Raw genomic sequence first — 12,189 nt, 5'->3', positions numbered from 1 at the left:
CCGTCTTTCTCGCTAGTCACGTCAGAGAACTGCGCCTAGCGACCTGACGGGGAGAGTGCGATGACGATCCGGCTGCAACTTGCCAAGACCACGGCGAAGACCCGTCTGGGCACGCTCGCGACCAGCACATTCCTTGCCCTTGCAGTGCCTTGCGCCTTTGTCGCCGCGCCCGTGCTGGCGCAGGACTATGCCTTTCAAAGCGTGAAGATCGAGGGCAACGACCGGGTCGAACCGGCGACGATCCTCAGCTATGCCGGAATCGCCAAGGGCACCAGGGTCAGCGCCGGGGCGCTGAACGACGCGTTTCAGCGGCTGCAGGGCTCGGGCCTGTTCGAAAGCGTCGAGATCGTGCCGCAGGGCGGGACGCTGGTGATCCGGGTCAAGGAATATCCGACCGTCAACGTCGTCGATTTCGAAGGCAACAAGATCCTCAAGGATGACAAGCTGGCCGGGCTGGTGAAGACGCAGCCGCGCAAGGTGTTCTCGCCGGCGACGCTGGAAGCCGATGCCGCCGCGCTGGCCGAGGGCTATGCCACCACCGGTCGTCTGGCCGCCCGCGTCGATCCGAAGGTGATCAAGCGTGACGGCAACCGCGTCGATGTCGTCTTCGAGATCAAGGAAGGCGCCGTCTCCGAGGTCAACCGCATCACCTTCACCGGCAACCGCTCGTTCTCGGACCGGCGTCTGCGCGACGTTCTGGGCACGAAACAGGCGGGCATCCTGCACCGGCTGATCCAGCGCGACACCTTCGTGCCCGACCGGGTGCAGCTTGACCGGCAGATGCTGGTCGATTTCTACCATTCCCGCGGCTATCCGGATGTGGAAGTGACCGGCGTCTCGTCCGAAATGACGCGCGACCGCGAAGGCTTCTTCATGACCTTCAACATCCGCGAAGGGCAGCAATACAGGTTCGGCCAGATCACCACGGTGTCCGAAGTGGGCGAGCTTGACGCCAAGGAGTTCGAGGGGCTGGCCAAGATCCGCTCGGGCCGGATCTATTCGCCGACCGACATCGATTACGCCGTGACCCGGATGGAGGAAGTCGCGCTGCGCAAGGGCGTGAACTTCGTCCGCGTCGATCCGCGCATCACCCGCGATCCGCGCACGCAGACGCTGAACGTCGAATTCGCGCTGGTGCGGGGCGAGCGCGTCTTTGTCGAGCGCATCGACATCGAGGGCAACACCACCACGCTGGACAGCGTGATCCGGCGCGAGTTCAACACGGTGGAAGGCGACCCCTTCAACCCGCGCGAAATCAAGAACGCCTCGGAACGGATCCGCGCGCTTGGCTTCTTCTCCAAGGCCGATGTCGGCACGAAACCGGGCACCGGCCCCGATCAGGTGATCGTCGGCGTCGATGTCGAGGAACAGCCGACCGGTTCGCTGTCCTTCGGCGCGAGCTATGGCGCCTCGTCCGGGATCGGGCTGAACGCCTCGCTCGAGGAATCGAACTTCCTGGGCCGCGGGCAATATCTGGGCATCTCGATCGGCACCACTTCGGACAACCAGCAGAACTCGATCGACTTCATCGAGCCGCATCTGCTGGGCCGCGATCTGAAGGGCCGCTTCCATCTGTGGTACAACACCTCGGAAAGCGACAATTCCGATTACAACACCAAGATGATGGGGATTTCGCCCTCGCTCGAATTCCCGCTGGCGCGCAATGCGCGGCTGGAGATGCGCTACAGCTTCCTGCGCAGCGAGCTGAGCAGCGTGACCTCTTATGACGATGATATGGCCGACAACACCGATGACGGGCTCTGGTCGTCGCAGATCCTTGTCGCCGAGGAGGAGCAGGGCGCCCGCAACAGCATGGGGCCGGGCTACACCTATACCTTTGACACGCGCCGCACCGGCATCGACCCGCGCACGGGCTTCACGTTCCGGTTCAGTCAGGATCTTTACGGTCTGGGGGGTGATGTCGAGGCCTTGAAGACCACGGCGCTTTTGCGCGCCGAACGCAAGGTCTGGAACGAGGATGTGACCTTGCGGGCCGAGCTGGAAGGCGGGGCGATCGCCGCGCGGGGGGATACCACGCTGACGATCCTTGACCGCTTCTCGGGCAACAACAAGGTCCGCGGCTTCGAAAGCAATGGCTATGGTCCGCGCGATTACGTGCATGACGGGGCCGGGGCTGCCAACGGCGATGCCCTTGGGGGCAAGTATTTCGCGGCCCTGCGCCTTGAGAGCGAATTCCCGCTGGGCCTGCCCGAGGAATATGGCATCCATGGCGGTCTGTTCTGGGATACCGGCTCGGTCTGGGGGCTCGACAACACCACGGGCGGGCGCAGCGGTGCGCCAAGCGAGGTTGACGATTCCCTGCGTCTGCGCTCTGCGGTCGGCTTCTCGGTGTTCTGGGATTCGGCGCTGGGGCCGCTGCGGCTGAACTTCATGAAGGCGATCAAGAAAGAAGATTACGACAAGGAACAGAACTTCGATCTGACCATCGCGACGAAGTTCTGAGCCGATGCGGCGGATCCGCCCGCGCAATGCCCTGACGGGGCCGGGGAGCCTCCCCGGCCTTTTGCGCCTTTTGCTGGCCGCGGCGGTGCTGGCGCTTGGTCTTGCGGCGCCGGTGCGGGCCGAGCCGGTGGCCCCGGCCGCGGTGCCGGTGCTGACGCTCGATTTCGAGCGGCTCTTCGATGACACGCTTTGGGGCAAGGCCATCGCCGCCGAGATGACGCGCGAGTCGACCGCGCTTGCGGCGGAAAATACCCGCATCGCCGATGATCTGATCGCCGAGGAAAAGAGCCTGACCGAACGTCGGGCGAAGCTGACACCCGCGGTCTTTCGCGCCGAGGCCGATGCCTTCGACGAACGCGCCACCGGGATCCGCGCCGCGCAAAAGGCCAAGGCGCAGGCGCTGACGCAAAGCTTCGAGGCGGCGCGGCAGGCGTTTTTCGTCGCCTCCGGGCCGCTGATCGACGAGATCCTGACTCGCCGCGGCGCGGTGATGGTGCTTGATCGCCGCGCGATCATCCGCGGCCTTGAAGCCGCCGACATCACCGAGGATCTGGCCCGGCTGATGGATGCGCGTCTGGGCGCGGGCCCCGCCGCCGCGCCCGGCCAGCCCGGTCCCGGGACGGGCGGCGGCGAATAGCCGCCCATGCCCCTGCGCCCCGTCCTTGCCAAGCGGCCCGCGCGACGCTAGCAACGGCCAAAGGCCGCCATCCATGTGACAAGGCCAGTTTCGGAAGGATCGAAGATGAGCGAACCCGCCCCCCATACCAGCGCCGATCTGAGTCTGATCAAACGGATCATCCCGCACCGTTACCCCTTCCTGATGGTCGACAAGGTGCGCGACATCGTGCCCTTCGAAAGCGCGGTGGGCATCAAATGCGTGACCAACAACGAGCCGCAATTCACCGGCCATTTCCCCGAGGAACCGGTGATGCCGGGGGTGATGATCGTCGAGGCGATGGCGCAGACGGCGGCGGTGGTCGTGGGCATTTCGATGAACGTGATCGACAAGCCGCTCGGCACCTATTTCATGGCGATCGACGCCTGCAAGTTCCGCCGCAAGGTGGTGCCGGGCGACGTTCTGGAAATGCGGGTCACGGTCAAGCGCGGCGGTGGCAAAGTGTGGAAATTCCTTGGGGAATCCTTTGTCGAGGGGCAGCTGGCGGCAACCGCCGAATTCACCGCGATGATGGATCTGAAGGGCTGACCATGGGCGTTGACGCAACCGCCCGCGTGCATGTCTCCTCGGTGATCGAGCCGGGGGCGGTGATCGGCCCGGGCTGCCAGATCGGCCCGTTCTGCCACATCGGCCCCGAGGTCGTGCTGGCCGAGGGGGTGGAGCTGAAAAGCCATGTGGTGATCGCCGGCTCGACCGAGATCGGCGCGGGCACGGTGGTCTTTCCCTTTGCCTCGCTGGGGCAGATCCCGCAGGATCTGAAGTTCAGGGGCGAAAAGACGCGGCTGGTGATCGGCGCGCGCAACCGCATCCGCGAATATGTGACGATGAACTGCGGCACCGAGGGCGGCGGCGGCGTGACCCGGGTGGGCGACGACGGGCTCTTCATGGCGAATGCCCATGTCGCGCATGACGTGCAGATCGGCAACCGGGTCATTCTGGTGAATTCGGTCGCGATCGCGGGCCATTGCGTGATCGAAGACGACGTGATCGTCGGCGGGCTTTCGGGTGTGCACCAATGGGTGCGGATCGGCCATGGCGCGATCATCGGCGCTTTGTCGATGGTGGCTTCGGATGTGATCCCGCATGCGTTGGTGGCCGGGCCGCGCGCCGGGCTTGAGGGGCTGAACCTTGTCGGGCTGAAACGCCGCGGTGTCGAACGTTCCGAAATTTCAGCATTGCGTGAACTTTACATGGCGCTTGGCGAGGGCAACTTCCGCGAACAGGCCCGCAAACTCTCGGAAGAGGGCACCGACAGCGCCCATGTCCGCGAAGTGCTCGATTTCATCCTCGGTCCCTCGGACCGCAGCTTCCTGACGCCGCGATGACCCCGGGGGCCGAGACCGCGCTGATCGCGGGCGGGGGGGCGCTGCCCGGTCTGCTGCTGCAGGCCGCGCCCGGGATGCTCGTCTGCGCGCTCGAAGGCCAGCCCGCGCCGGGGGGATCGGTGCTGCCGTTCCGCATCGAGCGGCTGGTGCCGTTCCTCGACACGCTGACGGATCGCGGCATCCGGCGCGTCTGTTTTGCGGGCGCGATGCAACGGCCGAAACTGGAGCCCGAGCTCTTCGACGCCCGCACCGCGTCGCTGGTGCCGCGACTTGTCGGCGCGATGCAGGCGGGCGACGATGCGACACTGCGCGCGGTGATCGCGCTCTTCGAGGAATGGGAGTTCGAGGTGATCGGCGCCGACCGGGTCGCCCCGGGTCTTGTCCCGGGTGACGGGCTGTTGTGCGGCACGGTCGGCGATCAGGATCAGCTGGATGCGGCGCGTGCAGCAGAGATCGTCGCAGCTTTGGGCGCAGTCGATGTCGGGCAGGGCGCGGTCGTCGCGCGCGGTCTCTGCCTTGGGGTCGAGGCGCTTCCGGGCACCGATGCGATGCTCGATTTCGTCGCCGCGCATCGTGCGCTGGTGCCGATGCCGAAGGCGGGCGTTTTCTTCAAGGCGCCGAAACCGGGTCAGGATCGCCGCATCGACCTGCCCGCGCTTGGTCCGCAGACAGTGGCCAAGGCCGCCGCCGCCGGGCTTTGCGGCATCGTCTTTGAAGCCGGGGGGGTGCTGCTTCTGGACCGCGCGGCGACGATCGCGGCCGCCGAAGCGGCGGGGATCTTCCTGTGGGGGCGCAGCCCGTGAAGCTCTTCCTCGTCGCCGGCGAAGCCTCTGGCGACAAGCTGGGCGCGGCGCTGATGGCGGCGCTGCGCGATCTGATCCCCGATGTCCATTTCGTGGGCATCGGCGGCCCGCAGATGGAAGCCCTTGGCCTGCAAAGCCTTTTCCCGATGGAAGAGCTGTCGGTGATGGGCATTCTGGAGGTGCTGCCGAAGTATCGCCAGCTGAAACGTCGCATCGCCGAGACCGCGCAAGCGGTGCTGGACGTCGCGCCGGATGCGCTGATCACCATCGACAGCCCGGATTTCTGCCTGCGCGTGGCGCGGATCGTCAAGGCGGCGCGCCCGGCGCAAAAGACCGTGCATTACGTCGCGCCCTCGGTCTGGGCCTGGCGTCCCGGGCGCGCGGCGAAGATGGCCGAGGTGATCGACCACGTTCTGGCGCTTTTGCCCTTCGAGCCGCCCTATATGACCGCCGCGGGGATGAGCTGCGATTTCGTCGGCCATCCGGTGGTGGCCGAGCCGCGGGCCTCGGCCGCCGAAGCCGCCGCGCTGCGCGAGACCCTGATGATCGGCCCGGATCAGCCGGTGCTGCTGTGCCTGCCCGGGTCGCGGCGCGGCGAGGTGAAGCGGCTGATGCCGCGGTTCGCCGCGACCGTTGCTGCGCTGCGGCGAGATCTGCCCGGGCTGCGCGTGCTCATTCCCACCGTGCGCGGGGTGGCGCCGGAGGTGCGCAAGCTGGCCTGCCGCTGGGACGAGGTGCCGAATGTGATTTCGGACGGGGCCGAAAAGCGCGCCGCCTTTGCCACGGCCAATCTGGCGCTTGCGGCCTCGGGCACGGTCAGTCTGGAGCTGGCGGCGAATCGGGTGCCGATGGTGATCGGCTACCGGATGAACTGGCTCACCTGGCACATCACCAAACGCGCGATGCTGATCGACACGGTGACACTGGTCAATCTGGTCTCCGAGACCCGCGCCGTGCCGGAATTCCTGGGCCCGGCCTGTCGGCCCGCGGCGATGGCGCGGGCGCTGCAGGGATTGTTGCGCGATCCGCACCGCCGCGCGGCGCAGGTTGCGGCGATGGAAACAACGATGCAGCGCCTGGGCGAGGGCGGCGCGGCCCCCGGCCTGCGCGCCGCGCGTTCGGTTCTTTCCTTCCTTCAAAGGCGCTGAAGCACGACTCCTTCGGCCTGCAAATTGCTGCGCAGCAATTTCGCCATTTCAAGGGCTTGCGGGGTGTCGCCATGCAGGCAGACGGTGTCGATCCGGGCCGGGATCCGGTGGCCGCTGGCGGAGAGGATCGCCCCCGCCCGCAGCATCGCCAGAATCCGCGCCGCGGCTTCTTCCGCATCATGCAGCACCGCGCCCGGAAGCGCGCGATCGACCAGCGTCGCATCGTCGTTATAGGCCCGGTCGGCGAAAATCTCGCCCGCCCAATCGGCGTTCAGATCGCGCGCGGCGGCTTCCTGTGCGGTCGCGGAAAGCACCATCAGCTTCAGATCCGGCACGACGGAAAGCGCCGCGCCGTAGCAGGTGCGGGCCAGATCGGCATCTTCCGAGGTGATGTTGGAAAGCGCCCCGTGCAGCTTGAAATGACGCAATTTCAACCCCTTGGCCTGCGCGACCGCAGCCATGGCTCCGGTCTGCCAGGCGATCAGATCGACCAGTTCGGTCTTGGACAGCACCATCCGCGTGCGGCCGAAATGCGCCCGGTCGTCAAAGCCCGGATGCACGCCGATGCCGACGCCTTTCGCGGCGGCCAGCGCCATCACCCGCGCCATTTCCAGCGGCCCGCCCGCATGCAGCCCGCAGCAGATATTGGCCGAGGTCACGACTTCAAGCAGCGCCGCGTCGGCGCCCGCGCCTTCGCCCATGTCGGAATTGAGATCAAGTTTCATGCGTCTTCCTCGTCGCCGCGGATCATGCCCGAGATCAGCTGATAGGACAAAAGGTCGGCAATGTCGCGTGGATCGCGGGTCAGCGGGCGCAACTGGCGGCGGATCTGCGCCAGCCAGAGCGGCTCGGGCGGCGCGGCGATTTCGGCGGCGTCGAGCGGGATCGGCACCAGTCGCAGCGCGGTTCCGGGGCGCGCCTGCGCGGCGCGGGACAGATCGGTCGGGATCACGGTTCCAAGGCGCGGATACCCACCGATGGTCTGGCAATCGGCGAGCAGCACAACAGGTTGTCCCGCGCCGGTCATCTGGATATCGCCCGGGCCGATGAAATCGGACAGCAACCCCGCCGTGGCCGTGCCGAAAGGGGCGCCTTTGTGCGTCAGCGCAAGGCCCTGACGGCTGGCCGGACCGGCTTGGAAAGCGGTCGCAAAGGCACGGGCCCGGGTTTCGGCGTCGAAAAGCGCGGTCTGTGGCCCCTCGATCACCCGCAGCGCGCCACCGCCGAAGCGATCGTCGGCGGGCAGGCGCTGCGGCGGTGTGGCGGGCGCCGGATCGGTGCCAAAGGGCAGGCGCATCCCGGTTTCAACCACCGTGCCCAACCCCGCCGCGGCAAGGGTGGCGCGGGCACCAAGGGTTTCGACCGTCAGCAGCCCGCCGGCGAGCGAGAGATAGCCGTAAACGCCGCTGTCACCGGGGCGCAGATCAAGCAACTCGCCCGGGGCAAGCCCGTGCGATGCGTTCCAGATCAAGGGCTTGCCGTCACGGCTGGCCTGCATCGGCGCCCCGGTCAGGGCGAGGCGCGTGGGCGCGGTGACACGGAACCGGCCGCCCGTCAGCGGCAGTTCCAGTGCGGCTTGCGGGCGGGCCTGGCCCAGAAGCGCCGCGGCCTCCCAAAGCGCGCGACGATCGGCGGCACCGCCGGTCGACAGACCCAGCGCCGTGAAGCCGGGGCGACCCAGATCCTGTACCGAAATTCCGGGACCGGCGGAAATCACTTCCAGATATCCCGTCATTTCGGAAAACTCCGAATTGCACCCCCCAAGGGATCGCCTTTTTCAAGCAGCGCGGCGATGTTTTCGGCACTTGTCGGGGTAAACCGCAGAAAATCGCCCGGGCGCAGCAGGAAGGGCTCGGCGGCCTCGGCGGCAAAGGGACGAAAGGCGGTGCGGCCCAGCGCCCGCCAGCCGGTGGGCGAGGGCGCGGCAAACAGCACGATCTGACGCAGCGCGGTGGTGATCGTGCCCGCCGCGACCCGTGGGGTCAGCGCGGGCAGGCGGGCCATGTCCCAATGCGCGGGCAGGGGGCCCAGATAGGGTTGACCGGGCGCGAAGCCCAGCGCCAGAACCCGCAGATCGGTGGCGCAAAGCTCTGAAATCAGGGCCTCTTCCGTGCGGTGGGCCAAGGCCGCGGCCTCGCGCAGCTGTGCCCCCGCGGCGCCGCCGAAACAGGCGGGCACGGTCCAGTGCCGGGCCGCAGGCGCCGGTGTCGCGACGGTCTCAAGCCGGGGCGCAAGCGCCGTCAGAACCGCCGCGCGCGTGGTCAGCTGGCGGTCGAAACGCAAAAGGACCGCGCCAAGGCCCGGCGCCGCCTCGGTCTGGCCGGGCAGCGGATCGGCGATCAGCGCAGCGGCCAGATGCTGCGCGGCGGCATTCGCCGCCTCGGACCAGGCGGTGGCGAAGCGGATCAGCACGCCGTCGAGGCCAAGGGCCAAAAGCTCGGGCGGGCTCATTCGACATCCAGCGGCAGCATGTCGACGGCCTGTCGCGTCTCGGCCCGTCCGGCCGTGCGCAAGGCGCCGCGGATCGGGGCCACATCGTCGTAATCGCGCCCGACCGCGACGGTGACGAAATCCACCCCGGCGGCTTGATCATTCGTCGGATCGAACTCGATCCAGCCCATTTCACAGCCGACCCAGGCGCGCACCCAGGCATGCATCGCATCCGCGCCTTCCAGCCGCGGTTGCCCGGGCGGCGGAAAAGTGCGCAGAAAACCAGAGACATAGCCCGCGGGAACGCCGATCCCGCGCAGCGCCGCGATCATCACATGGGTGAAATCCTGACAGACGCCGCGGCCGCGGGCAAAGGCTTCGCGCGGGGGGGTGTCGACCGTCGTCGCCTCGGCGTCGAAGGTCATGTGCCGGTGCAGCGCATGGCCCACCGCGGCGACGGCACTGGCGGCGGTCATCGTGCGGCTGGCCGCGGCGCGGGCAAAGGCGGTGATCTCGGGGCAGGGCACGACACGCGGAGAGGCGCCCAGAAAATGATGCGGGGCGCCCGGCGCCAGCGTCGTTTCCGCCGCGATCTCGGCGCCCAGCGCCTGCAGCGGCGGCGAAAGGTCGAGCGGTTCGGGCCGGGCCAGCCGCTCGATCCGGGCGGAAAGATCGAAGCGCACATCGGCGACCGGGCGGTGCCAGACGACCGAGGTGACGACATTGCCGAAGAAATCGAGCCCGTCGCGGCGTTCGTCGGGGGCGGGGTCCAGTGTCAGGCGGCGCGCCAGCACCCGTTGCGCCCCGGGAATGTCGGGCGGCAGCAGCCGCGCCAGATTGCGCAGATGGTCCGAGGGCGCGGCATAGTCGTAATCGATCGCCAGTTTGATGTCGTAGCGCATGACCTACCCCAGATAGCTTTGCGTCACGAGATCCGAGATTTCACCCACTTCCGCGCGCAGGGTCTGCAGCCGGTGCGTGGTGATCTCCTCGGGGGGGACGACCGAGAGCAGGCTCTCGATCGGCACGATGGCGCGCGACAGCGCCGCGAGGCGCCCGTTGTCGCGCGCATGCGGCAGATCGGCGGCGAGCGCCCGCATCCGCGCGATCTGAAACAGGATCGCGCGCGGGTTGTCGCCGTCCAGCGCCAGCAGATCGACCACCGTCTCGCGCGAGCGTTCCATGCGGTAGCGGCGCTGGTGCGTGATCACGCTGTCGGCCACTTCGATCGCGATATCCAGACAGCCCGAGGGCGCCTTGGCATCGGCAAAGGTCGCCAGAACCGCCGCCAGCGCATCGGTGCGTTCGAGCGCGCGGCCAAAGGACAGGAAGGTCCAACCCGAAAACCGATACATGTTTTCATGCACAAGGCCGGAAAAGCCGGTGATCTTGCGCAGCAGAACCGACATCGCGCGGGCGGCGTCATCGCCCGGTTTCGCGGTCTGGCTCATGGACCGCGCGGTGCGGGCCAGATCGGCCAGCGCGGTCCAGCCGTCGGTCGAAAACCGGTCGCGGACCTTGGCGGCGCAACCGCGGGCGGCCTCGATCCGGTCGATCAGCGCGCTCGGCACCGGCTGGGTGGTGGTGATGCCATAGCCCGCAAGGAAGCCGCGCAGAAGCCGCAGCCGCGCGTCCTCGGCATTGTCGGTGGCGGCCAGGCGCAGGTGATAGGCGCGAATGAGCCGGATCGCGTCTTCCGTGCGTTCGACATAGCGGCCAAGCCAGTAGAGATTGTCGGCCGAGCGCGCGGGCAGGATGCCGTGGCTTGCCCGGCGCACGCCCTTTTCCGGCCGCGGCAAGAGGCTGTCTTGCCGCACCGGCCGGTCGGCGACGACCCAGACATCGGCCACCGCCCCGCCGCGCTGCATCGCCAGCGCCGTGGTGTCGCCAGACCGCCCGATGCGGGCGTAGCCGCCCTTCATGAAGGTCCAGTTGCCGGTCGCATCGCGGGCGGCAAAGACCCGCACCGTCATCGGCCGCGGCTCGATCCGGTTCGCGCCGGTGCCGCTTTCGACCCAGGCGGGGGTGGTGGACAGCGTCACCGCCTCCTGTCCCACCAGCATCTGCCCCTCGGCCTCCAGCCAGTCGGAAATCGACGCCCGGGCCGAGCCGCGCAGCGTGCCGCCCAGCGCCGTCGCCGCGCCCAGATCGAAGGGCAGATCGCAGGCATAGGCCGAGCCGATCATCATCCGGTCGGCATGGTCGCGCACGAAGGCGCGTTCCTCGGCGCCGCCGCACCACCAGGTCGCGATATTTGGGATCTTCAGCGGCTGGCCGCGCAGCACCTCGCAGATGCGCGGCAGAAAGGCCATCATCGCCCGCATCTCCATCACGCCCGAGCCAAGCGCGTTCACCAGCGCCAGATTGCCCGCCCGGATCGCCTCGACCAGACCCGGGGTGCCGATCTGGCTGGTGGCATCCAGTTCGACCGGATCGGCAAAGGCCGCATCGATGCGCCGCCACAGCACCCCAAGCGGCTGCGGCCCCTCGATCGTGCGGACCATGGCCTGACCGTCCTGCACCAGCAGATCCTCGCCCTCGAGCAGCATCAGACCCAGATAGCGGGCGATATAGGTGTGTTCGTAATAGGTGTCGTTCGAGGGGCCCGGCGTCAGGATCGCCGCCGCCCGTTCGCGCCCGCCCGGCGCCTGCGCCAGCCGCTCCAGCGCGGCGCGGAAGGTGCCGAAGAACCCGGCCAGCCGGTGGATATGCGCGCGCGGGAAGCGTTCGGGAAAGATGCGGCCCGTCGCCATGCGGTTTTCCAGCGCAAAGCCCGCCCCCGAGGGCGCCTGCGTGCGATCCCCCAGCACGAACCAGCGCCCATCCGGGGCGCGGCCGATTTCAAAGGCCAGCACATGCAGGAAATGGCCGCCGCGCGGGGTGATGCCGACCATCGGGCGCAGCCATTGCCGTGACCCGGCGATCAGCTCCGCGGGCAGATGGCCCTCGGTGACCAGCCGCCCGGGGCCGTAAAGATCGGCCATGACGGCTTCGAGCAGGTCCGCGCGCTGCCGCAGCCCGGCGCAGATCGTCTCCCATTCCGTTTCATGCAGGATCACCGGAATATGCGAGAGCGGCCATTCCCGTTCCGCCAGCGGGTCATTGGAATATTGCCGGAAAAAGACGCCGGCATCGCGCAGATATTGATCGGCGCGTTCGAACCGCGCGGTGATCTCGGCGGGGCTCAGCCGGGCGAAGCGCTCGACAAAGCGCTTCCAGACCGGGCGCATCTGCCCCCGCGCGTCGAACAATTCATCCGCCACCCCGGGCGAGAGCCGGTAATTGGCAAAAAGGTCCTTCGCAGGATGGGGCGGGGGCGTCTGGGTCATGGGGCACCGGGGCTT

General features: G+C 67.9%; 11 protein-coding genes. 6 read left to right on the top strand and 5 right to left on the bottom strand.

What is annotated here, in order from left to right; all coding sequences use genetic code 11:
- Positions 1 to 60: 60 nt before the first annotated feature.
- From bamA to lpxB, 6 genes are all read left to right on the top strand, one after another.
- Positions 61 to 2,463, top strand: a complete 2,403-nt coding sequence (gene bamA, locus FBT96_RS04325; RefSeq protein WP_136905113.1) for an outer membrane protein assembly factor BamA — start codon at positions 61 to 63, stop codon at positions 2,461 to 2,463.
- A gap of 4 nt (positions 2,464 to 2,467) precedes the next feature.
- Positions 2,468 to 3,100, top strand: a complete 633-nt coding sequence (locus tag FBT96_RS04320) for an OmpH family outer membrane protein (RefSeq protein WP_136905112.1) — start codon at positions 2,468 to 2,470, stop codon at positions 3,098 to 3,100.
- A gap of 105 nt (positions 3,101 to 3,205) precedes the next feature.
- Positions 3,206 to 3,667 carry a 3-hydroxyacyl-ACP dehydratase FabZ gene (fabZ, locus tag FBT96_RS04315; protein ID WP_055208633.1) on the top strand — a complete coding sequence of 154 codons (462 nt, stop codon included), beginning with the start codon at positions 3,206 to 3,208 and terminating at the stop codon, positions 3,665 to 3,667.
- 2 nt (positions 3,668 to 3,669) lie between these two features.
- Positions 3,670 to 4,464 (top strand): acyl-ACP--UDP-N-acetylglucosamine O-acyltransferase, encoded by a 795-nt coding sequence (gene lpxA, locus FBT96_RS04310; RefSeq protein WP_136905111.1) that lies wholly within the window; start codon positions 3,670 to 3,672, stop codon positions 4,462 to 4,464.
- A complete protein-coding gene (locus FBT96_RS04305; protein ID WP_136905110.1) occupies positions 4,461 to 5,267 on the top strand; it encodes an LpxI family protein in 807 nt (268 codons plus the stop codon). The genes lpxA and FBT96_RS04305 overlap by 4 nt, the downstream gene beginning before the upstream one ends.
- A complete protein-coding gene (gene lpxB / locus FBT96_RS04300) occupies positions 5,264 to 6,415 on the top strand; it encodes a lipid-A-disaccharide synthase (protein ID WP_136905109.1) in 1,152 nt (383 codons plus the stop codon). Before FBT96_RS04305 ends, lpxB begins: the two co-directional genes overlap by 4 nt.
- Here lpxB and FBT96_RS04295 read toward each other — a convergent pair.
- Genes FBT96_RS04295 through FBT96_RS04275 form a run of 5 tightly spaced genes read right to left on the bottom strand, consistent with a single transcriptional unit; the run spans position 6,403 to position 12,174 of the window.
- Positions 6,403 to 7,140, bottom strand: a complete 738-nt coding sequence (locus FBT96_RS04295; RefSeq protein WP_136905108.1) for a LamB/YcsF family protein — start codon at positions 7,138 to 7,140, stop codon at positions 6,403 to 6,405. The genes lpxB and FBT96_RS04295 overlap by 13 nt on opposite strands.
- Entirely contained in the window at positions 7,137 to 8,150 is a 1,014-nt protein-coding gene (locus FBT96_RS04290; RefSeq protein WP_136905107.1) for a 5-oxoprolinase subunit C family protein, read from the bottom strand. Before FBT96_RS04290 ends, FBT96_RS04295 begins: the two co-directional genes overlap by 4 nt.
- The gene (locus FBT96_RS04285; RefSeq protein WP_136905106.1) at positions 8,147 to 8,866 is read right to left on the bottom strand and encodes a 5-oxoprolinase subunit B family protein; all 720 of its coding nucleotides are present in this window, start codon (positions 8,864 to 8,866) and stop codon (positions 8,147 to 8,149) included. Before FBT96_RS04285 ends, FBT96_RS04290 begins: the two co-directional genes overlap by 4 nt.
- Entirely contained in the window at positions 8,863 to 9,747 is an 885-nt protein-coding gene (locus tag FBT96_RS04280; RefSeq protein ID WP_136905105.1) for a transglutaminase family protein, read from the bottom strand. The genes FBT96_RS04285 and FBT96_RS04280 overlap by 4 nt, the downstream gene beginning before the upstream one ends.
- Before the next feature lie 3 nt (positions 9,748 to 9,750).
- The gene (locus FBT96_RS04275) at positions 9,751 to 12,174 is read right to left on the bottom strand and encodes a circularly permuted type 2 ATP-grasp protein (RefSeq protein WP_136905104.1); all 2,424 of its coding nucleotides are present in this window, start codon (positions 12,172 to 12,174) and stop codon (positions 9,751 to 9,753) included.
- Positions 12,175 to 12,189: the final 15 nt, after the last annotated feature.

Origin of the sequence: Rhodobacter capsulatus (assembly GCF_005144475.1) — a bacterium.
In the GTDB taxonomy this organism is placed as follows: domain Bacteria; phylum Pseudomonadota; class Alphaproteobacteria; order Rhodobacterales; family Rhodobacteraceae; genus Rhodobacter; species Rhodobacter capsulatus_C.
This window is presented reverse-complemented; position numbering and strand designations above follow the sequence as displayed.